At 47.3% G+C, this 24,158-nt stretch carries 21 protein-coding genes; 11 read left to right on the top strand and 10 right to left on the bottom strand.

Annotation, left to right across the window (positions count from 1 at the left end; genetic code table 11):
• Positions 1–3 precede the first annotated feature (3 nt).
• The 3 genes from HRU69_02180 to rplU form a co-directional block, all read right to left on the bottom strand.
• Positions 4–3,201 carry a SusC/RagA family TonB-linked outer membrane protein gene (locus HRU69_02180; GenBank protein QOI96357.1) on the bottom strand — a complete coding sequence of 1,066 codons (3,198 nt, stop codon included), beginning with the start codon at positions 3,199–3,201 and terminating at the stop codon, positions 4–6.
• Positions 3,202–3,404: 203 nt separating this feature from the next.
• Complete coding sequence (gene rpmA / locus HRU69_02185) at positions 3,405–3,668, bottom strand: 50S ribosomal protein L27 (protein ID QOI96358.1); 264 nt, start codon at positions 3,666–3,668, stop codon at positions 3,405–3,407.
• A gap of 5 nt (positions 3,669–3,673) precedes the next feature.
• Positions 3,674–3,982, bottom strand: a complete 309-nt coding sequence (gene rplU / locus HRU69_02190; protein ID QOI96359.1) for a 50S ribosomal protein L21 — start codon at positions 3,980–3,982, stop codon at positions 3,674–3,676.
• 431 nt (positions 3,983–4,413) lie between these two features.
• Here rplU and HRU69_02195 point away from each other — a divergent pair, with 431 nt between their 5' ends.
• The 4 genes from HRU69_02195 (at position 4,414) to HRU69_02210 (ending at position 10,385) form a co-directional block, all read left to right on the top strand.
• Positions 4,414–5,400 carry a ribonucleotide-diphosphate reductase subunit beta gene (locus HRU69_02195; GenBank protein QOI96360.1) on the top strand — a complete coding sequence of 329 codons (987 nt, stop codon included), beginning with the start codon at positions 4,414–4,416 and terminating at the stop codon, positions 5,398–5,400.
• A 51-nt stretch (positions 5,401–5,451) separates the two neighbouring features.
• The gene (locus HRU69_02200) at positions 5,452–7,890 is read left to right on the top strand and encodes a ribonucleoside-diphosphate reductase subunit alpha (GenBank protein QOI96361.1); all 2,439 of its coding nucleotides are present in this window, start codon (positions 5,452–5,454) and stop codon (positions 7,888–7,890) included.
• Between the two features lie 86 nt (positions 7,891–7,976).
• Complete coding sequence (locus HRU69_02205) at positions 7,977–9,326, top strand: Gfo/Idh/MocA family oxidoreductase (GenBank protein ID QOI96362.1); 1,350 nt, start codon at positions 7,977–7,979, stop codon at positions 9,324–9,326.
• Entirely contained in the window at positions 9,327–10,385 is a 1,059-nt protein-coding gene (locus HRU69_02210; protein ID QOI96363.1) for an aminoglycoside phosphotransferase family protein, read from the top strand.
• On the opposite strand, the gene HRU69_02215 is transcribed toward HRU69_02210, so the two are convergent.
• The 6 genes from HRU69_02215 to HRU69_02240 form a co-directional block, all read right to left on the bottom strand.
• The gene (locus HRU69_02215; GenBank protein QOI96364.1) at positions 10,363–11,568 is read right to left on the bottom strand and encodes an aminotransferase class V-fold PLP-dependent enzyme; all 1,206 of its coding nucleotides are present in this window, start codon (positions 11,566–11,568) and stop codon (positions 10,363–10,365) included. The two genes, HRU69_02210 and HRU69_02215, sit on opposite strands and share 23 nt — an antisense overlap.
• Positions 11,569–11,671: 103 nt before the next feature.
• Entirely contained in the window at positions 11,672–12,019 is a 348-nt protein-coding gene (locus HRU69_02220) for a DUF3127 domain-containing protein (protein QOI96365.1), read from the bottom strand.
• 11 nt (positions 12,020–12,030) lie between these two features.
• Positions 12,031–13,923 carry an acetate--CoA ligase gene (gene acs / locus HRU69_02225; GenBank protein ID QOI96366.1) on the bottom strand — a complete coding sequence of 631 codons (1,893 nt, stop codon included), beginning with the start codon at positions 13,921–13,923 and terminating at the stop codon, positions 12,031–12,033.
• A gap of 16 nt (positions 13,924–13,939) precedes the next feature.
• Entirely contained in the window at positions 13,940–14,296 is a 357-nt protein-coding gene (locus HRU69_02230; protein QOI96367.1) for a hypothetical protein, read from the bottom strand.
• A 4-nt stretch (positions 14,297–14,300) separates the two neighbouring features.
• Positions 14,301–15,056, bottom strand: coding sequence for a ZIP family metal transporter (locus tag HRU69_02235; protein QOI96368.1), 756 nt, complete (start codon positions 15,054–15,056; stop codon positions 14,301–14,303).
• Between the two features lie 2 nt (positions 15,057–15,058).
• Entirely contained in the window at positions 15,059–16,087 is a 1,029-nt protein-coding gene (locus HRU69_02240; protein QOI96369.1) for an FAD:protein FMN transferase, read from the bottom strand.
• 92 nt (positions 16,088–16,179) lie between these two features.
• Here HRU69_02240 and ruvB point away from each other — a divergent pair, with 92 nt between their 5' ends.
• Entirely contained in the window at positions 16,180–17,211 is a 1,032-nt protein-coding gene (gene ruvB / locus HRU69_02245) for a Holliday junction branch migration DNA helicase RuvB (protein ID QOI96370.1), read from the top strand.
• Positions 17,212–17,272: 61 nt separating this feature from the next.
• Positions 17,273–18,202 carry a tRNA epoxyqueuosine(34) reductase QueG gene (gene queG, locus HRU69_02250; protein ID QOI96371.1) on the top strand — a complete coding sequence of 310 codons (930 nt, stop codon included), beginning with the start codon at positions 17,273–17,275 and terminating at the stop codon, positions 18,200–18,202.
• A 124-nt stretch (positions 18,203–18,326) separates the two neighbouring features.
• Here queG and HRU69_02255 read toward each other — a convergent pair whose 3' ends face one another.
• A complete protein-coding gene (locus HRU69_02255; GenBank protein QOI98802.1) occupies positions 18,327–19,148 on the bottom strand; it encodes an esterase family protein in 822 nt (273 codons plus the stop codon).
• Positions 19,149–19,215: 67 nt separating this feature from the next.
• On the opposite strand from HRU69_02255, the gene HRU69_02260 reads away from it, so the two are divergent.
• The 5 genes from HRU69_02260 to HRU69_02280 are packed head-to-tail and all read left to right on the top strand — an operon-like array spanning position 19,216 to position 24,078.
• A complete protein-coding gene (locus HRU69_02260) occupies positions 19,216–19,926 on the top strand; it encodes an esterase family protein (protein QOI96372.1) in 711 nt (236 codons plus the stop codon).
• 5 nt (positions 19,927–19,931) lie between these two features.
• Positions 19,932–20,927 carry a hypothetical protein gene (locus HRU69_02265; protein ID QOI96373.1) on the top strand — a complete coding sequence of 332 codons (996 nt, stop codon included), beginning with the start codon at positions 19,932–19,934 and terminating at the stop codon, positions 20,925–20,927.
• A 45-nt stretch (positions 20,928–20,972) separates the two neighbouring features.
• Positions 20,973–22,070, top strand: a complete 1,098-nt coding sequence (locus HRU69_02270; GenBank protein ID QOI96374.1) for a carboxylate-amine ligase — start codon at positions 20,973–20,975, stop codon at positions 22,068–22,070.
• On the top strand, positions 22,067–22,888 hold the full coding sequence (locus tag HRU69_02275; GenBank protein QOI96375.1) for a homoserine O-succinyltransferase: 822 nt from the start codon (positions 22,067–22,069) through the stop codon (positions 22,886–22,888). The genes HRU69_02270 and HRU69_02275 overlap by 4 nt, the downstream gene beginning before the upstream one ends.
• Positions 22,885–24,078: a hypothetical protein gene (locus tag HRU69_02280; GenBank protein QOI96376.1), complete on the top strand. Its 1,194-nt coding sequence runs from the start codon at positions 22,885–22,887 to the stop codon at positions 24,076–24,078. Before HRU69_02275 ends, HRU69_02280 begins: the two co-directional genes overlap by 4 nt.
• Positions 24,079–24,158 lie beyond the last annotated feature (80 nt).

Below are 24,158 nucleotides of genomic sequence, written 5' to 3' on the forward strand. Positions count from 1 at the left end.
CCATTAGAGATTGATTCGCAAGCTGACACCATACCGTCTGGATGACGGACCCGTGATGAGTTCAAGGCCCAGGCCGTTGCTAACACCCGTGCTCAATACATCAGTATCAAAGTTTACATACTTCGGGAAGTTTACCGCACGATACCACAGGTTCTGACCCAGGAACGTAATAGTGGCTCCCTTTACAGGGGTTTTGCTAAGTAGCGACTTGGGTAATGTATACCCCAGGCTCACTTCACGAAGGCGAATGGTGGTACCATCAAATATGGAAACTTCAGAAGGTCCAAATCCGATGTTGTTAAAAAAGCCAGTGCTAATCGAGGTCTGAATGGTATTGGGTGTTCCATCCTGGAGCACACCGGGAAGAATCATGGTTTGATCACGGTCAAAATCAGTGTCTTTGGTTATACCCCGGGCCAACATGGTACGGGTAGTAGCCGAGTAAATATCACCTCCATGGCGATATTCAAGTTGAGCGGATAATACAAACCCTTTCCACGAGAAATTATTAATTAACGCGGATACCCAATCCGGGTTCGGGTTTCCAATGATGCCAATATCATCGCTAAAGAGCCAGTCGCCATTGGAGTCAACCACCCGTTGTCCGTTCAAACGCTCAATCCGACTTCCCTGGATAACGTTAAACGGTTTACCTACAATGGCGTAGTTGCCTGGATCGATAAAGCCATCAACCTGAATTTGCGAAAGTCCGCCACCTAACTCTTTAATAATACTACGATACAGTGACCAGTTTAACTTCACGTCCCATGTAAATCCGTTTGCCATCTGAACCGGTACACCATCCAGCGTTAACTCAATACCTTTTGTATTCAGCCTGCCGATGTTAATACGGGTTACTCCAAAACCGGTAGCCGGGTCAAGGGGAGCATCGGTAATCAGATCTTCGGTGTCGCGGGTGTAAAGGGTAAGGTCAACACCAACCCGTTTGTTGAAGAATTGCGCCTCTGTACCAACCTCAAATTCCTTCTGAAGTTCAGGCTTCAGGTTGGGGTTCCCTAATCGTGAACTTGCCGCATTAACGGTAATTACGTTTCCATTAACATCAACAAATGAACGCGCATCAGAAAACAATGTGTTACGTGTACTGTATGGCGGAGGGAATCCTGCTGAAGTTCCATAGCCTACACGTACTTTCCAATAGTTCAGGAAGTTTGATTCAATACCAAAAGCGGTAGCCGGCAGGAACGACACACTGGCACTTGGATAAAAAATTGAACGATTTGCTTTTTCCAGTGTAGATGACCAGTCATTTCTGGCCGCCAGCTTCAGGTACAGGTATTCGTTGTACCCCAGCGTGGCTTCACCATAAATACCCTGGCGTATGTTCTCTTCCTGATACTGTATTTGAAATCCCTGGAAGGTTGTTGACGCATGGTTGATAAAGTTGTTGTGATTAATCAAACCAAACACAACCTGGTTCTGGCTTTCCATGCCGTCCTGCTCATAGGTGTCCTGACGAATCTGCGCGCCAGCTACAATACCCAATGACAAAACCTCAGATAATTTAGTGTTGTAGTTAGCGATAAAGTCATGGTTCCAAATGGTGTTCTTACCGCTTACCGACTGATAAACGCCTTGCTGGGAGATTACTCCCTGAACACCGCCTTTATTGCTCCAGTATTGCTGGTACTCATTGTAGGTGTCCAATCCAACACGATACAACACGCTGAATTCATCCGTGATGTTGTAGGTGAAGGAGGTTTGTCCATAAAATCGCGAAACCTCATCGGTTTGACGGGAGTATTTAGTCGTCCAGCGTGGGTTCTGAATATCATTACCTGAACGGTAATAAACACTGCGGTGATCAGCAGGCGCTTCAAAAGGAAGTCCCATCAGGTCAACGCTGCGTGGCGTGTACAGTACATCAGCCAAAACAGAAATACCGGAGCCGCTGGGTCCACTGCCACCACCCGTGCTTATGGGGGGTGTCATCATTTCCGTTCTGGCAATGTTCATTGTGGTATTAATGTTGAATTTGGGTGTTACGTTGGCATTAATACCAACACCGCCATTAATTTTTGATAATGTATTGTTTGGAACAAAACCCTCTTCATCGGTAAATGAAAAGTTGGCGTTATAACTCAGGTTATCGCGTGAACCTCCGATGTTAAGGGAGGTAGTGGAAATTGTACCGGTGCGGAAAAAGTTAGAGGGATCAGGATATGCCTTATACTCATATTGAGCGCCCTGGAATTCAGGGAACTGCGCCCGAAGGGTTGGATCGGCAAACCGGTCGTAAGGGTGTTGAACAAATTCAGGACCGAATAACCCTGTGCCACCGGCACCCGGAAAGCGCGGTCCCCAGTTGCTGAAGAAAAAGCCGAAGTTCTGGTCAAAACCATTTCCATAGTTATCCTGATACGTAGGGATTGAAGCAATCTTGTTCAAAAAGAACGACTGACTCACATCAATAGAAAAAGGTTTGGCCTTTTTTGAACCATTTTTAGTTGTGATAAGAATTACCCCATTTTTTCCCTGCTCACCATAAAGTACCGCTGCAGCCAGACCTTTCAAAACAGAAACGTTTTCAACGTTGTTAGGATCCAAATCCAAAAAACGGGATGAAGTTCCAAGTCCGCCACCGGTAAAGGTGCCCTGAGTATTTGTAGAGGTGTTAAAAGGAACACCATCAACAACGAATAAAGGTTGGTTGCTACCGGATATAGTAGTATACCCACGAATAACGATGCTTGCCCCGCTACCGGAAACACCACCAGTCGGTGTAATATTAACACCGGGGATTTTACCCATCAGCAGGCGGCCGATGTCTGCCTCTGCTTTCTGAGCTACCAACGAACCGGAAATTGAAGTTACGGCATAACCAAGAGCTTTTTTCTCAGTTTGAGCTCCAAGTGCAGTTACCACCACCTCTGAAAGCTGGGTAATATCAGCCGCCATCGAAACATCAACAACGGATCGCTCACCGACTGCAACCTCCTGCGTTTGCAAACCGATAAATGAAAAGACCAGAACAGCTCCGCTGGATGGAACCCCCGTTAACCGGTAATTTCCTTCCGAATCTGTAACTGTTCCTACACTGGTTCCTTTAAGAACCACGTTAACACCGGGCAAGGCTGTTCCGTCTTCAGCTGACGTAACCTTACCGGTTATCGTTCGCTCTTGTGCCCAAACCTGGAGCGCAAGAACCAACGAGAAGCTTAGTAGTAAAAACTTCTTCATAGAAATTGGTTTAGGTTAATACAAGTTTCAAATTAAGGTAAAATTCAATTCGATTGAATGACTTTTATTGAAATTTTAAAATCTCATTTTAATAAATTGAAAATCAGAAAAATTTTATACTGAAATCATAACGTCTTTACAAAAGAAAAGGCCCCCGTGAAATCACGGAGGCCTTTAAAATCATAAGGGAATTGACCTGTTTATCAGGCTTCAGCTTTGGGCTCAACCGATACAAATGACCGGTTTTCACGACCTTTTTTAAACACCACCACACCGTTTGTGAGTGCAAAAAGCGTGTGATCTTTGCCTATCCCTACGTTTTTGCCCGGATGGTGCTTCGTACCACGCTGACGCACAATAATATTGCCCGCTACAACCGTTTGGCCGCCAAAAACCTTAATGCCTAACCGTTTACTTTCTGACTCGCGGCCGTTTTTTACTTTACCTTCTCCTTTTTTATGTGCCATATATCTTAGCCTATTTTTTCAATTAAAACCTTGGTAAACTGCTGGCGATGCCCGTTTTTAACGGCATAGCCCTTTCTGCGCTTTTTCTTAAACACAGTAACTTTTTCACCTTTTACGTGCTCAAGAATCTTGCCGGTAACCGATACACCCTTTACCGTGGGGGCGCCTACCTCAATTTTTCCCTTATTATCTACCAGCAAAACCTGATCAAACGTTACTGCCGAACCAGCCTCACCTTCCAGCCTGGGCGCATAGATGTACTGGTCTTTAGCCACTTTGTATTGTTTGCCGGCTACGTCAACAATTGCGTACATAGTTTCAAAAATTGGACTGCAAAGGTAAAAAAAGTCAACAGATTTCAGCCTATACGCCAAGGAAATTAAAGAATAGGCTTAAAAACTACTCAATTTAGGGCCTAAAAAATATTTCATTTTTTTTCACTGCCTATATACCTCCGTAACCAAGGCCAATCAAACGGCTATAACACAACCATTTATAATTATAGAAATAGCGTAAATCGGGTTGAAAAACGCTATTTCCCAAAAATGCCAGTCCTTTGAATTATTGGCCTCATTTCAAATATTTGTACGCACTCAAGCAAACCCGGGCCGGAAAGGAAACCTTCCGGTCGGATTTAATTAACAGAGACATTTTTTAACCTGGTGAAGCCAGTTCAATTCCCGTGCATTGCCCGGGGCAACTTGTTGTCACCTTAAATTAATAACAACCCTAAACGCACATTGCCATGAGTACTACTCTACAGGAGCCTATTTTAATTGAAAACAAGGACCGTTTCGTTCTTTTCCCCATCCGCCACCACGATATCTGGAAATTCTATAAACAGGCTGAGGCCAGTTTCTGGACAGCCGAAGAAATTGACCTGAGCCAGGACCTGACCGACTGGGAAAACATGAATGACGGGGAACGCCACTTCATTAAACACGTTCTGGCCTTTTTTGCCGCCAGCGATGGTATTGTAAACGAAAACCTGGCCGAACATTTTGTTTCGGAGGTGCAATACACCGAAGCCAAGTTTTTCTATGGCTTTCAGATTGCTATTGAAAACATCCACTCCGAAACGTATTCCTTACTAATTGACACGTACGTAAAAGACCCGAAAGAAAAAGATTCGCTGTTTCATGCAATCGAAACCATCCCCTGTGTAAAGAAAAAGGCCGACTGGGCCCTTCGGTGGATTTCAAACGGAAATTTCCAGGAGCGACTCATTGCCTTTGCGGCCGTTGAAGGAATTTTCTTTTCGGGGTCTTTCTGCTCCATCTTTTGGTTAAAAAAACGCGGTCTGATGCCCGGCTTGAGTTTTTCCAACGAACTCATTTCGCGCGATGAGGGCCTGCACTGCGATTTTGCCTGCCATCTTTATACCAAGCACGTCATTAACAAACTTCCGGAAGAAACCGTAATCAACATCATTAAAGATGCTGTTGAAATTGAAAAAGAATTCGTAACCGATGCCCTGCCGGTAAACCTTATCGGCATGAATGCCGAACTCATGCGTCAGTACATTGAATTTGTGGCCGACCGCCTGCTCAATGAACTGATTGGCAAAAAAGTGTATGGTGCTACCAATCCGTTCGACTTTATGGATATGATTTCGCTGCGCGGAAAAACCAATTTCTTCGAAAAGCGGGTAGCTGAGTACCAGAAAGCCGGGGTAATGAGCAGTTCGGAAAAAGAAACTGCTCCGAAGTTTTCGTTGAACGAAGATTTTTAATTACCTTCATCACACGTTTTACATTTTTTAAACTAAACAACCCTAGTCTACATGCTTGTCATTAAAAGAGACGGACACCGTGAGTCCGTGAAGTTCGACAAAATCACTGCCCGCATCGAAAAACTCTGCTACGGACTTGACATGAAATATGTAAGCCCGGTAGAAGTGGCCATGAAAGTCATTAACGGTTTGTACGATGGCGTAACCACCGTTGAGCTGGATATCCTGGCGGCCGAAACAGCCGCCACATTAACCACCAAGCATCCGGATTATGCCCGCCTGGCTGCCCGCCTGGCCATTTCAAACCTGCACAAGGTTACCAGCAAGTCGTTCTCTAGCACAATGAAACGACTCTATACCTATGTGGACCCCAAAACAGGCGAAAATGCACCCCTTATTTCCAAAGAAACCTGGCGGGTTATCCACCAGCATGCGGCCGAACTGGACGAAGCCATTATTTACGATCGAGATTTCGGGTATGACTATTTCGGCTTCAAAACACTGGAGCGCTCCTACCTGATGAAAATTGACGGCAAAGTGGTTGAACGCCCCCAGCACATGCTGATGCGTGTTGCCGTTGGGATACACGGTGAAGATATTCCGGCAGCCATCGAAACCTATAACCTGCTTTCTGAAAAGTGGTTTACACACGCCACACCCACACTCTTTAATGCCGGCACACCAAAACCACAGCTTTCATCATGCTTCCTGCTAACCATGCAGGATGACAGCATTGACGGCATCTATGACACGCTGAAACAATGCGCAAAAATATCACAGTCGGCAGGTGGCATAGGCCTGAGCATCCATAACATTCGGGCAAAAGGAAGCTACATTAAAGGAACAGGCGGCACATCCAACGGCATCGTACCCATGCTGCGCAACTTCGACATGACCGCGCGTTATGTGGACCAGGGAGGCGGCAAACGCAAAGGCAGTTTCGCTATTTACCTGGAGCCCTGGCATGCCGATATTTTTGACTTCCTCAACCTGAAGAAAAACCACGGCAAGGAAGAAATGCGCGCCCGCGACTTGTTCTATGCACTGTGGATTCCGGACCTGTTTATGAAACGTGTGGAGAACAACGAAACGTGGTCGTTGTTCTGCCCCAACGAAGCACCCGGCCTGGCCGATGTATGGGGCGAAGAGTTTGAACGCCTCTATGAAAAGTATGAGAAAGAAGGCAAGTACCGCAAACAGGTAAAGGCTCAGGATTTATGGTTCGAAGTGCTGGAGTCGCAAATTGAAACCGGAACACCGTACATTTTATATAAAGACTCGGCTAACCGGAAATCAAACCAGAAAAACCTGGGCACCATCAAGTCCAGCAACCTCTGCACGGAAATCATTGAGTACACCTCAAAAGATGAAGTAGCGGTTTGTAACCTGGCTTCCCTGGCGTTACCCAAATTCGTAAGTGACGAAGGTAAGTTCGATCACCAGAAGTTGTATGAGATTACCAAGGTGGTAACCCGCAACCTTAATAAGGTAATTGATATAAATTATTATCCGGTTGAAGAAGCCCGCAACTCCAACATGCGCCACCGCCCTATTGGCTTAGGGGTGCAGGGACTTGCCGATGTGTTTATTATGCTGCGCATGCCGTTCGACTCGGAAGAAGCCCGCAGGCTCAACGAAGATATTTTCGAAACCATCTATTTCGGTGCCATGGAGGCCTCGATGGAACTGGCCAAACAACACGGTCCTTACGAAACCTTCAAAGGGTCGCCTGTTTCAAAAGGCATCTTCCAGTTCGACATGTGGGGGGTTACACCAAAAAGTGGCCGCTGGAACTGGGAACAACTCAAGCAGGACGTAAAGAAGCATGGCGTGCGCAACTCCCTGTTGCTTGCTCCTATGCCAACCGCTTCCACTTCACAGATACTCGGTAACAACGAATGTTTTGAGCCCTACACCTCAAACATCTACACCCGCAGAACCCTGTCCGGTGAATTTATCATCGCCAACAAACACCTGATGAAAGATTTAATTGACTTGGGTTTATGGAGCGAAACCATGCGCCAGAAACTGATTGCCACCAACGGTTCAGTGCAGCCCATTCCGGAAATTCCTCAGAACATCAAAGACATCTACAAAACAGTTTGGGAAATTTCGCAGAAGGCCATCATCGATATGTCGGCCGATCGGGGTGCCTATATCTGCCAGTCGCAAAGCCTGAATATACACCTGAAAGACCCCAACTTCGGCAAACTTACCTCCATGCACTTCTATGCCTGGAAGAAAGGGTTAAAAACCGGCATGTACTACCTGCGTTCAACCGCAGCAGCCGATGCCATCAAGTTCACCCTGGATAAATCAGCCATACAACAGCCGGCTACGGCTGCTGTTCCGGCTGAGGTTCCATCAGGCGCCGCCACCGCACAGCAAACGCTAACCTACAACGAGCCGGTGGCCGACTATGAACAGAAGAAAGCCGACATGGCCTGCTCGCTGGATAACCCCGATGCCTGCGAGGCATGCGGAAGTTAACCGGAGCATGAACCCATAACCGAACCCTGGCCTCATCCGTCAGGGTTCTTTTTTTATTCCTATTTTTCGAATTCAACCCCCGGCTTATGAACCGCAGAAATTTTGTAAAGAACACCGGCCTGGCAACCGCGGCCTTTTCCATACTACCACCAGCACACTTGTTTGCGCAAAACAGGAATGTGCGGTTAGGATTGATCGGTGTAGGTTTGCGCGGACAGAATCACCTCGACCTGGCCCTGCGCAGAAAAGACACAGACGTAATTGCCATCTGCGACATCAACGATCGCATGCTGGAAAGTTCAATAAACATGATTAAAAAATCAGGCAAACCGCAGCCCAAAATCTACAAAGGCGATGTAAATGCCTGGCGAAAAATGCTGGAGTTGAAAGAACTTGACGGGATCATTATCTCCACACCGTGGGAATGGCACGCACCCATGATCATCGGATGCCTGGAGGCGGGTATCAAATACGTAGGTACTGAAGTAGTGCTTGGCATCACGTTACAAGATCACTGGGATGTGGTAAAAGCAGCCGAGAAGTACCGCGCCCAGGTAATGATGCTCGAAAATGTTTGCTACCGCAGGGATGTACTGGCTGTGCTGAACATGGTGCGGCAAGGATTATTTGGCGAACTGATTCATTTGCAGGGCGGCTACCAGCACGATCTGCGCGAAGTAAAATTCAACGATGGCAAAAACCCTTATGGAGGCGGGGTTGAGTTTGGCGAAAAAGGATTTTCGGAAGCCGCCTGGCGTACACATCATTCAGTACATCGAAATGGTGACCTCTATCCCACTCATGGCATTGGGCCGTTAGCCCAAATGATCAACATCAACCGGGGTAACCGTTTTCTTTCGCTCAACTCGTTTGCCTCCAAAGCGCGCGGCCTGCATGAATACATTATTAAAAATGGCGGAGCTGATCACCCCAATGCCAAAATTGAATTTAAGCTGGGCGATGTGGTGACTACTCAAATCCGCTGCGCCAATGGCGAAACCATTCTGCTGCAGCACGATACCAACCTGCCTCGACCGTATTCGCTGGGCTTTCGTGTACAGGGTACCAAAGGCATCTGGATGGACGTAAATAAATCCATCTACCTGGAAGGAACCAGCCCGCAGCCGCACCGGTGGGAAGATGCCAAATCCTACCTGGATAAGTACGACCATCCCCTGTGGCAACGCTGGACGAAAGATGCCGAAGGTGCCGGGCATGGCGGTATGGATTTCTTTGTGCTTCATGCTTTTGTAGAATCCATCAAAGGCGGGGTGGCCACACCCATGGATGTGTACGATGCCGCAGCCTGGAGCGCGATTACTCCGCTCAGCGAAAAAAGCATTGAACTGGGCAATGAAACCGTAGAATTTCCGGACTTTACCAGCGGCCAATGGATGTATCGAAAAAATGATTTTGCACTTACCGATGCGTATTAAATGAATGTGCAGGTCATACGCAGGGCAGCCCAGGCCTTTGGATATAATCAGCCTGAACTGGAATTACTCACTTCGGGCCTGATCCATACTACCTACAAAGTAACCGAAGGCAACAAAGCCCTGGTGCTCCAGCAAATCAATACGGCTGTATTTACCGAGCCTGATAAAATTGTGAACAACTACAAAATCTTGTTCGACTACCTCAACAGGCAATCAGCGTTCAGGATACCCGAACCCGTTCAAACCACCGCAGGTAATTTTCTATTCTTTGATGAAGGCGGCCGCGTATGGCGGGCTACGCAGTTCATTCCCAACTCGTACATCGAAAACAATAACATGCCACCCGAACAGGCGTATAAAGCAGCCCACTGTTTTGGTGCGTTTTCAAATGCAATAGCCGATCTGAACGCCCAATCAATTGAAGTGGTCATTCCCGGATTCCATAACCTGGCCTGGCGGTATGAGCAGTTTGAAAATGCCTTGCCCAAGGCTTTACCTGAACGATTGGCACGGGTAAAAACAATCGTTGAAGGGCTGCAAAACAGAAAATGGCTGGTTGATTTTTACAATGCGCTTCAAGCCAACCCGCAATTCCGGTTGCGCATCATGCACCACGATTGCAAGGTGAGCAACATCCTGTTTGATGTGAAAACAAAAAATCCCATTTGTCCGATTGACCTGGACACGGTAATGCCGGGATATTTTTTTTCCGACATCGGTGACCTGGTGCGGAGTGTAGCCGGCAACGTTAACGAAACGGTTACCAGCGTGAGTTCAATGCAAATCAGAAAACCGTATTACGATGCCTTAATTAGCGGATACCTGGCCGGCCTGGGCGATACGTTTACCGAAACCGAAAAACGGTTCATCCATCATGCGGGCCTGCTGATGATTTACATGCAGTGCCTGCGCTTTACAACCGATTACCTGTTGGGCGATGTGTATTATAAAGTAGCTTACCCTGAACAAAATTTTCACCGCAGCAATAACCAGTACCACCTGTTGTTGCGGCTTGAGGAGTTTTTGGCCGACCGGCTCAAGGAACACCCACCACGTTAAGGCAACCGAGGATTTTTTTGTACGTGATTTCCGGATCATGATCCAATCCTACACTCATCCGTATCAGCCCATCCGTCATACCCATGGCGTAGCGTTCTTCTTCAGGTATTTCCGATGAGGTGCTTCCTCCGGGTGAACTGAACAGGGTTTTATAGAAACCCAAACTTACCGCCAGATAGCCCACATTCTGGCGTTGCATTTCCTCCATCAGAGTAAATGCCTTTTCGGTTGTTCCCATATCCATTACAAGCATACCGCCATTACCAAATTCAGCATGACGCATACTTTTCAGAAGCTGGTGTTGCGGATGACTTTCAAGACCGGGATAAATGACACGGATACCCGACCTGCTTAACTTGTCGGCAAGGTAGAGTGCATTTTCACTGTGCTTCATCATACGCACAGGTAAACTGTGAAGATTTTTAAGGACCGATGCCGCACGCAAACTATCCATCACCGGTCCCAGCAACATCAGCGCCCCGGAATTGACATCAGTTAACTGATGCGTAAATTCATGGCTGCCGCAAATGGCCCCGGCAACTGTATCGCTGGTGCCGTTGATAAATTTAGTAAGGCTGTGAATTATCACATCGGCTCCGAATTGCGCAGGGCTTACGATAAGCGGTGTAAACGTATTGTCAACAACCAGTTTCAGCTTATGCTTTTTACAGATGGCAGAAACAGTTTTCAAATCTGTAACTTCTAATAATGGATTACTAACCGTTTCGCAGTAAACAACCCGCGTGTTTGGCGTAATTGCCTTTTCAATCAAGGCCGGGTTGCGCATATCAATAAAGGTGGTGGCAATGCCAAACCGGGGAGCTACATTTTTTAAAAAGGCGTATGTGCCACCATAAATCATGCGGCTGGAAATAACCTCATCACCGGCACTGCACAACTGAAGCAGCGTACACGTGATAGCCGACATGCCCGAAGCAGTAACCAAAGCCGATTCGGTACCCTCCATCCTGGCCAGTGCCTGCGACAGGTACCGGTTGGTCGGGTTCATGTGGCGTGAGTAGAGATAGCATCCTTCAATCTCCTTTTCAAAAAGCTCACTCATTTTCTTGGCCTGAAGAAAGGTATAGGTCGAAGAATCCTCAATAGACGGATTAACTCCACCGAACTCTCCGAAGAACTGGAGGTTCTGAATTTCCTGGGCCGGATCAAATTTTTTACTCATAAGGCTTATTACAGTGAACGGATTCGTCAAAAAAATAAAAGAACATTTATTATAAATGAATGACTTCTGTCAGCCCGGGGAATGCGCAATTAAAAAAGAACACTTAAAACGGCAAATCATCAGTAGCACCTGCATCCGCGACAAACCGATCATCGACTGAGGAATTGGAACTGGATGGTGTGCCCTGGTTTTGTATTACCACTTTCCAGGCCCGCACATCGGTATACCACCGTCCATTGTATTCACGGCTTTCGATATTAACAGATGCGGTAATTTTATCGCCTGTAGAAATTTTTATTTCATCAACCTTATCGCCCCACAAATGCATAAGCACTTTTTTCGGGTATTGACCCGGTGTTTCCAGAATAAATTCCTGTTTCCTCCATGTTCCGTTTTTGCCCTGGCCGGTTTGAAGCGGCAACAGGCTTACTACTGTTCCTGATATTTCCATGTTATTAATTTTTACAAAACTCCGTTTTTAATCTCTTCGACCACACCCGGATCAAGCAACGTAGTCACATCGCCCAGGTTGGTGGTATCACCTTCGGCAACTTTACGCAAAATCCTCCGCATTATTTTGCCCGATCGCGTTTTTGGTAGCCCGCTCACAAACTGAATCTTGTCGGGCTTAGCAATGGGGCCAATAATCTTTGAAACAATCTCCCGAATTTCGTTGCGCAGGTTTTCTTCCTCATGCGGTTTATCGTAACAGATTACAAAAGCATAAATGCCCTGCCCTTTTATATCGTGGGGATAGCCCACCACAGCCGATTCGCACACGGCCGGATGTTCATCAATGGCGCTTTCTATTTCGGCAGTACCCAGGTTATGACCTGAAACAATAATGATATCATCCACCCTTCCGGTAATGCGATAGTACCCCTCGCTGTCGCGCCTGCAACCATCACCCGTAAAATATTTTCCGGGAAATGTTGAAAAGTAGGTATCCTTAAACCGCTGGTGGTCGCCATAAATGGTGCGCGCCATAGCAGGCCAGGGAAATTTTATAGCCAGGCGGCCTTCCACTTCATTCGTTGCCAGTTCGTTACCTTGTTCATCCATCACGGCAGGTTGCACGCCCGGCAGGGGCAGTGTAGCAAAAGCCGGTTTAAGTTTGGTAATGTTGGCAATGGGCGAAATCATAAATCCGCCTGTTTCGGTTTGCCACCAGGTATCAACCACCGGGCAGCGCTTTTGCCCGATTTGCTCATGGTACCAGTGCCAGGCTTCTTCGTTGATGGGCTCGCCCACGGTGCCAAGAATTTTCAGGGAATGCAGATCGTGCTGTTTAACAAAACTGAGCGGTGCTTTTTCGAGCGAACGAATGGCGGTTGGTGCCGTATAAAAAATGTTTACCCGGTGCTTTTCAACCACGTGCCAGAAGCGGCCCCAGTCGGGCCAGGAAGGAATGCCTTCGAACATCAGTGTGGTTGCTCCTGCCGAAAGCGGTCCGTAAATAATATACGAGTGCCCGGTTATCCAGCCCACATCGGCAGTACACCAGTACACCTGACCGTCCTGATATTGAAACGCGGTGCGGAATGTATAATTGGTGTACACCATGTAACCTCCGCAGGTATGCACCATTCCTTTTGGTTTACCCGTGGAGCCGGAGGTGTAAAGTATAAATAACAGATCTTCGGCATCGGTTTCAACAGCCGGACAGTTAGCGCCTGCTTTGCTGATTTCTTCACTCCACCAAAAATCGCGGCCGGCTTTAAGTTTTGGTTTCGAATTAATTCGTTCAGCCACAATTACCTTTTCAACAGTCGGGCATTTTTCAAGCGCTTCATCAACTATGCCTTTCAGGTTAATGGTTTTATCTCCGCGATAGGCGCCATCGGCCGTCAAAACCATTTTGCATCCTGCATCATTAATGCGGTCGATGAGTGAACCGGCTGAAAAGCCGGCAAACACCACCGAGTGCACCGCTCCGATTCGTGCGCAGGCCAGCATGGCATAGGCCGTTTCCGGGATCATCGGCATGTAAATGCAAACGCGGTCGCCTTTCTGTACGCCATGCGCCTTGAGCATATTGCCTACCCGGCAAACATTTTCCAACAACTCCTTGTAGGTAATGTATTTTGATTCATCCTGCGGATGGTTGGGCTCCCAGATGAGGGCCGTTTGGTTAGCACGTTGCGGTAAATGCCGGTCAAGGCAATTTTCGGTGATATTCAGTTTACCGTTTATAAACCATTTTACTTCGGGCTTATGAAAATCCCATTGTAAAACTGTATCCCATTTTTTTCGCCATGAAAAATCACTCGCAACTTCAGCCCAGAAGGCCTCTGGATTTTCAACGCTTTGTTTGTACTGGTTTGAATAATCCTGAAATGATTGAACAATTTTCATGGTTTGAAAATAGCGGTTATTTGGTTTCTCCGCCATTATCAACATGAAGGATGTGAAGCAGCCGGTGTATAATGGGTGCAAAGAAAACAGCGGTGATGCTCAGAAATGCAACTCCGCTGTAAAGCGCATAAAATGATGAAAACAGTTTAGCCTCATCAGTCGGCATGTCGGCAACAGGGCCCATGCCGGTTAGTATCATGCACGCCATATGGAAACTGTCTACCCATTGAAGATCCGCTATAGAATGATAACCTATGGTACCTATGGCAACCGAAAAGAAAATAAGGGCGAGTGCAAAGAGAAAGTAACGCCCCAGGCGTACGAGGAAGCTGGAAAAAGAAGCCACCTTTTGTTTACGACTTTCCATTTTCATTTTATCAGAGTATGTATTCAACCGTTACAGCAGCCAGGGCACCAATAATGGCCACGGCCAGTTTGCGCGCATTAAAATGATGCTCGGGGCTGCTTTCAAAAACAATGGTAGTTGAAATGTGCAGAAAGTTGCCGCTCACCAGTGCATACAGAAAAGTAAGGCCGGAGGTAGTGAGCACTTCTGCTTCCGTCAGGTACGTGCTTATCAGCAAGCCCACGGGTGCAGCAACGGAAAAAACCATCAAATAAGGCAGTGCCTTGGATTTAGAATGAAGTTGAAACGAGAGCACCGTCATCAGGGCAAAAGCTGCCGGGGCGCGGTGTAAGGCAATGCCCAGCAGGATGGCATTTACATCGTAATTAAACCCCATGGCTGCCGGTTGCGCCAGCATGGCGCCTTCTAAAAAAGCATGCACACACAACGCCAGCAACAGCACAATTGCAGAAACCTGTTGATGATAATGCGCATGGGTGTGCGCATGATCATGCGTATGAATATGACCGTGCTCAACCCCTGAAGTAAAGTACTCCAGTAGTTGCTGCAGAAAAAAACCGGCCAGCACAAATAGGCCTATCAATTCCACTTCACCATTGTTCCGGTAAAGTTCAGGCAGGATGTGCACCACCGTAATGCCGAACAAATACGAACCTGCAAAAACCAACAGTAACCGATAGTTTCGGTTACGGCCTTCGGGTAAGGAATAAATCAGTAAGCCGGCAAGCAGGGGCGTGAAAAAAAGAACAGAAAGTTTCAGTGCCATGCTTACTTTTTTAACGTTACCTGATCTTTTATTCCTGGAGTAATGAATACTTCTGTCTTTCCCTCTTCACCGGAGTACATCAACACGGCATCAAGGTCAGGTTGCTGCTCAAGTACTTGTTTCGCCTTTTCAACACCCATCACCATAAGGGCAGTTGCCCAGCCATCGGCCGAGGTGGCATCGGCCGAAAAAACAGATACACTCAGCAGCGGATTGTTTACCGGGTAACCCGATTGCGGGTCGATGGTATGCGAAAATTTCTTGCCGTCAATTTCGCGGTAGTTAAAATAATTTCCGGACGTAGTGAATGATTTGTTTTCGAGCCCGACATAGGCTTTAAAAAACTGATTTTCACGGGTAGAATTCGGATCGAGTATACCGATTTCCCACGGCCGGCCGGTTTTCCGGTTCTTACCCAGGGCCATACCCTCACCTCCTATTTCCACCAGCATATCGGTAATGCCTTTGCTTTTCAAAAATTCGGCCACCACATCGGCTCCGTAACCCTGGCCGATGCCGCCAAAATCAAGCTGGGTGCGGGCATCGGTTTTCCACACGCTGTCGGCATTGAAGCCAACTTTTTCAAAACCGATAAACTCACGGATGGAGTCAATCTCCAGGTTATCGGGATTAAGCGGTTCTGCCGGCCCGAATCCCCATGCATTTACCAACGGCATTACGGTCGGATCGAACGCTCCGGAAGAAGCGCTTACAATTTCCTTTGAACGTTCAAGTAACTGACGCAAATAAGGCAATTGAAACTTTACAGCCCCGCTACCATTATTAAAGCGCGTTACTTCAGCCTGCGGCAAATAGGTATTGATAGCCTGGTTGACCTGGTTAAGAATCGAATCAACCTGTTGTTTAAAGTCTCTCCGTTCGCCATCAAAATAAGTAATGTGATAGGTAGTGCCCATGGTTTTTCCTTCAATGAAAACCGGGTTTTGTGATCGATTCCGGTACTGGTAAACAATAAATACACTTATCAGAAGGATAACCGTGTAAAGAATGTTTTTGGTGCGATTGCTCATAAGCGGGCAGCAAGTTAGCCCAATTCAGCTAATGCAACAATGTTGCTTATTAAGGAAGTTCATGAAATACGTACTTTTGTAAAACTTACACTATGCGTGAAGACTACCTGAAGGGCGACAGCGAATCATTAACAGCGGCTGATAAGGAAATGGAGAAGGCCCTGCGCCCGCTCACCTTTGCTGATTTTACCGGCCAGCACAAAACTGTTGAGAACATTCGCGTGTTTGTGCAGGCTGCCAAACAACGGGGTGATTCGCTCGACCACGTATTGTTGCACGGCCCCCCCGGACTCGGTAAGACCACGCTTTCCTATATCATCGCCAACGAATTAGGCTCAAACATTAAAATCACGTCAGGCCCTGTGCTCGATAAACCGGGCGACCTTGCCGGGTTGCTTACTAACCTGGAGCCTAACGATGTGCTGTTTATTGATGAAATCCACCGCCTAAACCCGGTGGTGGAAGAGTACCTCTATTCGGCCATGGAGGATTTTAAAATCGACATCATGCTCGACTCCGGTCCGAGTGCACGGTCTATACAAATTGGGCTCAACCCTTTTACATTAATCGGTGCCACCACGCGTGCAGGGCTGCTTACCTCGCCCTTACGCGCCCGGTTTGGCATCAACTCGCGGCTGGAGTATTATGATTCATCGCTGCTCACCAAAATCATTCACCGTTCAGCCGGTATTCTCAATGCGCCTATTGAAAAGGAGGCTGCCTTTGAGATTGCCCGCAGAAGCCGCGGCACACCGCGCATTGCCAACAACCTGCTGCGCAGAACCCGCGACTTCGCCCAGATTAAAGGCGATGGCACCATTACACTTAGTATTGCCCAGTTGGCTTTAAAGGCATTGGACGTGGATGAAAACGGATTGGATGAAATGGATAACCGCATACTGCTCACCATCATCGAAAAATTTAAAGGCGGGCCGGTGGGTATTTCTACCATTGCAACTGCGGTGGGCGAGGAGGGCGAAACCATTGAAGAAGTGTACGAACCCTTTTTGATTCAGGAGGGCTACATCAAACGAACATCACGCGGAAGAGAAGTTACCGAACGCGCGTATAAACACCTGAAAATTATTCAACCCCGAGGCAAAGGACCGGGATTGTTTGATTGAAAACTTTAACCCCTGCCCTTCTCCCCGGGAGAGGGGTGTCCGAAGGACGGGGAGAGGGAAAATGAAAATCAACGCCACAAACTTCATCAAACAAACTGCTTCCCAACTGGGCTTCAGTTATTGCGGTATTTCCAAAGCCGAATTCCTTGAAGACGAGGCTCCCAAACTGGAAGAGTGGCTGAAGCGCAACTACCACGGCAAAATGGCTTATATGGCCAACCACTTTGAAAAGCGCCTCGACCCGACCAAACTTGTTCCGGGAGCAAAATCAGTAATCAGCCTTATCTACAATTACTTTCCCGAAAAAGACCTCACAGCTAAGCAGAACCTGAAAATTGCACGGTATGCCTATGGCGAAGATTATCACTTCGTGATTAAAGACAAGCTGAAAGAATTTTTATTCCGGTTGCAGGAAAAACTGGGCCCTATAAACGGCCGCGCTTTTGTTGACTCAGCTCCGGTACTTGAACGGGCCTGGGCAAAACGTTCGGGCATCGGGTGGATCGGAAAAAATTCACTCTTGCTAAACCGGTCCATGGGTAGTTTCTTTTTCCTGGCCGAACTGATTGTTGACCTTGAACTGGAATACGATGGCCCCATAAAAGATTACTGCGGCACCTGTACGGCCTGTATGGATGCCTGCCCTACAGAGGCTATCCCCCAGCCGTATGTGGTGGACGGCAGCAAATGCATATCGTATTTCACCATCGAATTAAAAGAAGAAATCCCGGCCGAAGTAAAAGGCAAATTCGGAAACTGGATTTTCGGGTGCGACATCTGCCAGGAGGTGTGCCCATGGAACCGCTTTGCACAGCCGCACCGCGAACCGCGCTTCAACCCGCATCCGCAAGCAGGCGGCATGGATAACTCCGATTGGCTGGAGCTAACCGAAGAAGTGTTTCAAAAACTGTTCAAAAAATCGGCCGTTAAACGAACAGGCTTCAAAGGCTTAAAGCGCAACATCCGATTCGTTTCCACATCATCACATTAACACATCGGCACATCAACGCATCGGCACATCAACACATCAACTCATCGGCATATCAGCACATCAACTCATCGGCATATCAGCACATCAACTCATCGGCATATCAGCACATTACCACATCGGCACATTATCGTCCAAACGCCCACTTTAAAAACTCAGGCAAGGCCTGCCTCCAGGTTTCGAGATTATGCTTGCCCCCTTCTATTTCGTAATACTGAATATCCTGAAACGGACGATATCCTTTTTTTGTTAATTCGGCAATCAGATCCAGTGTATCGTCAATAGAATCAATCGTTCCATTTTCATTGCGGTCACTAAACTCATCAAGAGTGCCCGTCTGAAACCAGAACTTTAATCCGGGCTTAAACTTTCCTCTTCGAATCTGCAAATGCATCAGCCTGTCCCGTTTATCGGTATAAAACATGCTTTTAGTATCGCGCTTGCGCCACCAGAATGATCCGCTGAAGGCCCCTGCCTTTCCAAAATAGTCGGCATTATTCCAGGCAATATCAACGGCCGACAGGCCACCCATTGAAAATCCGGCAATAGCGTGATTGGTCTTACTTTCCGAAACAGGATACCGGTAATGAATATAGGGTACCAGTTCTGTCATGATAAACCGTGTATATTCTTTTGCTTTGGAACCGCGGCCCTTATAATCTTTTTGTGCTGCAACCCCGTATTCCTGCAGGCGATCTCCGGCATGCACAGCCACCACGATTATTTCACGGATAGAATTTGACTTACTCAAATCTTCAAGGCATTCCTTCAGTTCAATAGCTTTACCATCCTGGCCGTCATTGAGAATCAGCAAAGGATATGGCGTATTCGCCTTTTCAAACGCTTGCGGAACATAGATATCCACAATCGTATCGCGCCCCAGTAATTTAGAATGGACATCAGTTAATTGTTCAAGATGGTACAATTGCGGGGTGTCCAAAACCGATATTGAGTTGAATTGCTTATTTTAAGGCAGCAAAAATAGAATTTTATCAAAACCCTCCACAGCCGCTGCCATGCCCCACGAACATTTTCATAAATGGTACAGCCCCAACCTGGGCCGCGAAATCGGCACCCTCGCGTTTGGCACACGCGGATACCCGGTAATGCTGTTCCCAACGTCCATGGGCAGCTATTACGAAAACAAAGATTTTAAACTCATCGATAGCGTTGCCTGGTTCCTGGATGAAGGCCTTGTGAAAATCTATTGTCCGGATGGGATTGATTCAATGAGCTGGTACAACAAAAACATTCATCCGGCCGATCGGGTAAAGAATCATATCTGGTACGATCAGTTTTTATTGCACGAACTGGTGCCCCTTATGCAACAGGAAACCGGTTTACAACGCATTGCCACGGCCGGTTGCAGTTTTGGCGGTTACCATGCCACCAATTTTGCGTTTCGCCACCCCGAAGTAGTGAAGTATGTATTCAACATGGGTGCAGCCTTCGACATAAAAAGCCAGCTTGACGGTTATTACGATGACAACGTGTACTTCAATAACCCGCCCGATTTTCTGCCTGGTGCACAAAACCCGTTCTTCAGCGACATGTTTGTAGTACTCGGCACCGGCACCCACGACATGTGCTGGGAAGCCAACGAAAAAATGGCAGTCATCCTGAAAAACAAAGGCATCAGCCACTGGCTGGATGTGCGCCCCGAACGCCCGCACGACTGGCCCGCGTGGCGCGAAATGTTCCCGCATTACCTCTCACTGATAAAATAAAACCTATGAAAAAAATCGGAATCCTGTTTGGCATGGAACGCTCTTTCCCCGAAGCATTCGTTGAGCGCGTAAATAAAGCCGGCCTGAAAGACGTTAAGGCCGAACCGGTATTGATCGATAAAGTTCAGCAAGGCGAACCGACAGATTATGCCGTGATTATCGACCGCATTTCGCAGGATGTTCCCTTTTACCGGGCCTACCTGAAAAATGCCGCCATCTCCGGAACAGCCGTAATCAACAACCCGTTTTGGTGGAGTGCCGATGAAAAATTCTTTAACAACGCACTGGCTGTAAAAATCGGGGTGCCCGTACCGAAAACAGTTATCCTTCCCTCGCACGATAAACCAACCGACACTACCGACTCCTCGTTCAGCAACCTGAAGTTTCCACTCTCGTGGGAAAAGATCTTTGAGTACATCGGCTGGCCGGCTTACATGAAGCCCCATGCCGGTGGCGGCTGGAAGAGCGTATACAAGCTCAACAACATGGATGACTTCTTCAGGGCCTACAAAGAAACCGGCCAATTGGTAATGATGCTGCAGGAAGAAATTATTTTTGAAGAGTACTTCCGCTGCTACTGCCTCGGCCGAAAGTATGTGCGTGTAATGCAGTATGAGCCGAGAAACCCCCATCATTTGCGCTACGTGGTAAATAGTAGCCCGGCATCGGAAAAAATGGTTAAGAAAGTGCATGACTATGTTTTACAATTAAACCACGCGCTCGGCTATGATTTTAACACCGTAGAGATGGCTGTGCGCGGAGGCGTACCCTACGCTATTGATTTTTGCAACCCCGCCCCCGATGCCGATGTCAACTCCGTTGGCCAGGAAAATTTTGAGTGGGTAGTTGAACATGCCGCGAAAATGGCTATCGAACGGGCCCGGCTACAAAAACCCGGTAAGGATAATCTTAGCTGGGGTACGTTTGTGTCCGATTCGGTAGCGGCTTTTCTTAAAGGAAATTCCAGGGCTGCGTCAAAATCAAAAACAAAATCTAAATAATTTTTCTCCCCTCTCCGCTGGAGAGGGGCCGGGGGGGTGAGGTCTATGGAAAAATTTACATTAGGCGTTGAAGAAGAGTACATGGTGGTTGACCCGGTGAGCCGGGAACTCACCTCGCACGACCAGAAAATTGTTGAGGCCGCCCAACAGGTGCTAAAAGACCATGTAAAAGCCGAAATGCACCAGGCTGTAGTTGAAGTAGGTACCGGCATTTGCCGCACCATTGAAGAAGCCCGCAACGACATCAGCAAACTGCGCAAACTGGTTAGCGATATTGCCCGTTCCATGAACCTGCGCATTGGTGCTTCGGGTACTCATCCGTTTTCACATTGGTCAAAGCAACTCATTACGCCCAACCCGCGCTACGATGAAATTGTAAATGAAATGCAGGAGGCGGCCCGTTCAAACCTCATCTTCGGTTTGCATGTACACGTGGGCATTTCGGATAAAAACATGGCCATTCACATTGTGAATACCATCCGCTATTTCCTGCCCCATGTGTATGCGCTGTCGTGCAACAGCCCGTTTTGGGAGGGCCGAAACACCGGCTTTAAATCCTTCCGCACCAAAGTGTTCGATAAATTTCCGCGCACCGGCTTACCCGACTATTTCAACGATTGGGACGACTTCAAAAACTATGTAAACCTGCTTATTAAAACCGGCTGTATAGACAACGCCAAGAAAATCTGGTGGGATATCCGAGTACATCCTTTCTTCAATACGATTGAATTTCGGATATGCGATGTTCCAATGAAGGTAGAAGAAACCATCGCCATAACAGCCTTATTCCAGGCACTGGTGGTAAAACTGTATAAGCTGCGCAAGCAAAACATGAGTTTCATTGTGTACAACCGCGCGCTTATTAACGAGAACAAGTGGCGCGCAAGTCGGTATGGTATTGATGGCAAGCTGATTGACTTTGGCAAGCAGGAAGAAGTGGAAACCCGCGCACTGATTAACGAGTTGCTTGAATTTGTAGATGATGTGGTGGACGAACTGGGAAGCCGCCAGGCAATTAATTATGTTTACACCATGCTGAAACAAGGTACCGGGGCCGACCGGCAACTGGCCGTGTTTCAGCAAACCGGCAGCCTGGAAAAAGTTGTTGATTACATTACCGAACAAACCATAGAAGGATTATGAACACCATCCGCATTGCCATATTGGATTTATACGAGGGTGAAGAAAACGAAGGAATGCGCTGCATTGTGCAACTGGTTGAGCAATTTAAGGCCGAATCATCATTGCCGGTTGAATACGAAGTGTTTGATGTGCGCCTGAAAAATCAAATCGCTTCACCCGAATTCGATATCTACATTTCATCGGGCGGCCCGGGCAGCCCGCTGGCCAGCGAAGGCTCTGAATGGGAAGCTGATTATTTCGGGCTGATGGATGCCATCCGGGAACACAACAGGCAGCACCCGCAACAAAAGAAATTTGTTTTTCTCATCTGCCACTCCTTCCAGATTTACTGCAGGCACTATAAATATGGTAAGGTAAGCAAAAGACGCAGCGAGGCTTTCGGCATTTTTCCAATACATAAAACCAAAGAGGCCCGGCACGAACCGCTTTTTAAAAACCTGGACGATCCGTTTTATGCTGTGGATTCGCGATTTTACCAGGTTACCGAGCCCAGTGCCCGCATGCTGGCCACCGGTGCACATGTATTATGCATTGAAAAAGAACGGCCCCATGTTGACCTGGAGCGGGCCGTGATGGGCATCCGGTTTGACGATGCCATCGTGGGTATGCAGTTTCATCCGGAAGCTGACTATGACGGCATGTTTAAATACCTGCTGCGCGAAGACAAGAAAAAAGGAATTATCGAACGGCATGGCGAAAAGAAATACGTAGAGATGCTTAAGTACCTCAACGATCCCGATAAAATCAAGCGAACTTATAAAACCATAATCCCTGCGTTTCTTCGCCAGGCAGCTGCAACACGACTGACCGTGTTATGATTAAAACTGCCCGCGAACGATACAATGCCTTTTTTTCAGAGGAGAAGTACAATCGCTTCATTGAGTCCCTCGATCGGCATTTTAACTTCCCGATTAAATTCAGGGTAGCAGAAACACCCGTTTTTGTTGACCGGGTACTTAAGCAAAAACTGGTGCAGGCGGCCGAAAGCATTGTTGACTTCATTATCAGACCAGACTTTAAGAGTTTGACCGAACGTGCAATTCCGGAAAATCTTCGGGTTCCTAATGAAGACAGTCACACACTTTTTCTGGCGCTCGACTTTGCCCTTGTAAAGGATGAGGACGGGCAATTACAGCCCCGCCTGATAGAAATGCAGGGATTTCCTTCGCTGTTCCTCTGGCAGGATTTTCTTTCGGAACAATACCGCAAGCATTTTCCGGTACCCGATAATGTTCAATCGCATTTCAGATTAAGCCCGGAAGAATACCGATCACTTTTAACATCCGTTTTACTGAACGGTCATGATCCGAATGAGGTCATTCTGCTTGAAATTGATCCACTGCAACAAAATACCGCTATTGATTTTGTTATCACTAAACACGTAACCGGCATAGAACCCGTACACATTGGTGATATTAAGCGCACCGGCTCCAAACTCTTTTATAAAAAAAACGACCAAGAAATACAGATAAAACGAATTTACAACCGCGTTATCTTCGATGAACTGATTGCCCGTAAGGATTTGACTTTACAGTTTAACCTTACCGAAGAAGCGGAGGTGGAATGGGCCGGACATCCTAACTGGTTTTTCCGGATTAGTAAATTCACGATGCCTTTTATTAAAAGCGAGTTTATTCCTGAATGTCGTTTTCTTAATAGCTACAACACTTTCCCTGAAGACCTTGAAAATTACGTACTGAAGCCCCTGTTCTCCTTTTCAGGCAGCGGCATCATCTTTCATGTTACGCAAGCAGACCTGGAGGCCATACCGGAACATGATCGTCATAACTATATGCTCCAGCGAAAAGTGGTCTATGAGCCTGTTATTCAGGCACCCGATGGCCTTGTGAAAACAGAAATACGGCTGCTCTACATTTGGGAGCCGGGGAAACCGCGGCCAACACCGGTTACCAACCTGGCCCGGTTAAGCCGGGGCGAAATGATTGGTGTGAAGTTTAACAAGAACAAAACCTGGGTGGGTGGTTCGGTTTGTTTTTTTGAACAATAGAGTCGTAGCTAAAAGCCATTTAAAAATTAACATAACCGCAAAGGCCACTAAGTACACACAAAGAACACAGAGTGTTACAA

This window comes from Flammeovirgaceae bacterium, from assembly GCA_015180985.1.
Lineage (GTDB): Bacteria > Bacteroidota > Bacteroidia > Cytophagales > Cyclobacteriaceae > UBA2336.

Coding starts and splice junctions, on each gene's coding strand:
- HRU69_02280 (QOI96376.1), top strand. CDS start 22,885: ATGATTAAAACTGCCCGCGAACGATACAATGCCTTTTTTTCAGAGGAG.
- HRU69_02240 (QOI96369.1), bottom strand. CDS start 16,087: ATGAGCAATCGCACCAAAAACATTCTTTACACGGTTATCCTTCTGATA.
- HRU69_02260 (QOI96372.1), top strand. CDS start 19,216: ATGCCCCACGAACATTTTCATAAATGGTACAGCCCCAACCTGGGCCGC.
- HRU69_02180 (QOI96357.1), bottom strand. CDS start 3,201: ATGAAGAAGTTTTTACTACTAAGCTTCTCGTTGGTTCTTGCGCTCCAG.
- HRU69_02270 (QOI96374.1), top strand. CDS start 20,973: ATGGAAAAATTTACATTAGGCGTTGAAGAAGAGTACATGGTGGTTGAC.
- acs (QOI96366.1), bottom strand. CDS start 13,923: ATGAAAATTGTTCAATCATTTCAGGATTATTCAAACCAGTACAAACAA.
- queG (QOI96371.1), top strand. CDS start 17,273: ATGAAAATCAACGCCACAAACTTCATCAAACAAACTGCTTCCCAACTG.
- HRU69_02195 (QOI96360.1), top strand. CDS start 4,414: ATGAGTACTACTCTACAGGAGCCTATTTTAATTGAAAACAAGGACCGT.
- rplU (QOI96359.1), bottom strand. CDS start 3,982: ATGTACGCAATTGTTGACGTAGCCGGCAAACAATACAAAGTGGCTAAA.
- HRU69_02275 (QOI96375.1), top strand. CDS start 22,067: ATGAACACCATCCGCATTGCCATATTGGATTTATACGAGGGTGAAGAA.
- rpmA (QOI96358.1), bottom strand. CDS start 3,668: ATGGCACATAAAAAAGGAGAAGGTAAAGTAAAAAACGGCCGCGAGTCA.
- HRU69_02235 (QOI96368.1), bottom strand. CDS start 15,056: ATGGCACTGAAACTTTCTGTTCTTTTTTTCACGCCCCTGCTTGCCGGC.
- HRU69_02205 (QOI96362.1), top strand. CDS start 7,977: ATGAACCGCAGAAATTTTGTAAAGAACACCGGCCTGGCAACCGCGGCC.
- HRU69_02200 (QOI96361.1), top strand. CDS start 5,452: ATGCTTGTCATTAAAAGAGACGGACACCGTGAGTCCGTGAAGTTCGAC.
- HRU69_02265 (QOI96373.1), top strand. CDS start 19,932: ATGAAAAAAATCGGAATCCTGTTTGGCATGGAACGCTCTTTCCCCGAA.
- HRU69_02210 (QOI96363.1), top strand. CDS start 9,327: ATGAATGTGCAGGTCATACGCAGGGCAGCCCAGGCCTTTGGATATAAT.
- ruvB (QOI96370.1), top strand. CDS start 16,180: ATGCGTGAAGACTACCTGAAGGGCGACAGCGAATCATTAACAGCGGCT.
- HRU69_02230 (QOI96367.1), bottom strand. CDS start 14,296: ATGAAAATGGAAAGTCGTAAACAAAAGGTGGCTTCTTTTTCCAGCTTC.
- HRU69_02215 (QOI96364.1), bottom strand. CDS start 11,568: ATGAGTAAAAAATTTGATCCGGCCCAGGAAATTCAGAACCTCCAGTTC.
- HRU69_02220 (QOI96365.1), bottom strand. CDS start 12,019: ATGGAAATATCAGGAACAGTAGTAAGCCTGTTGCCGCTTCAAACCGGC.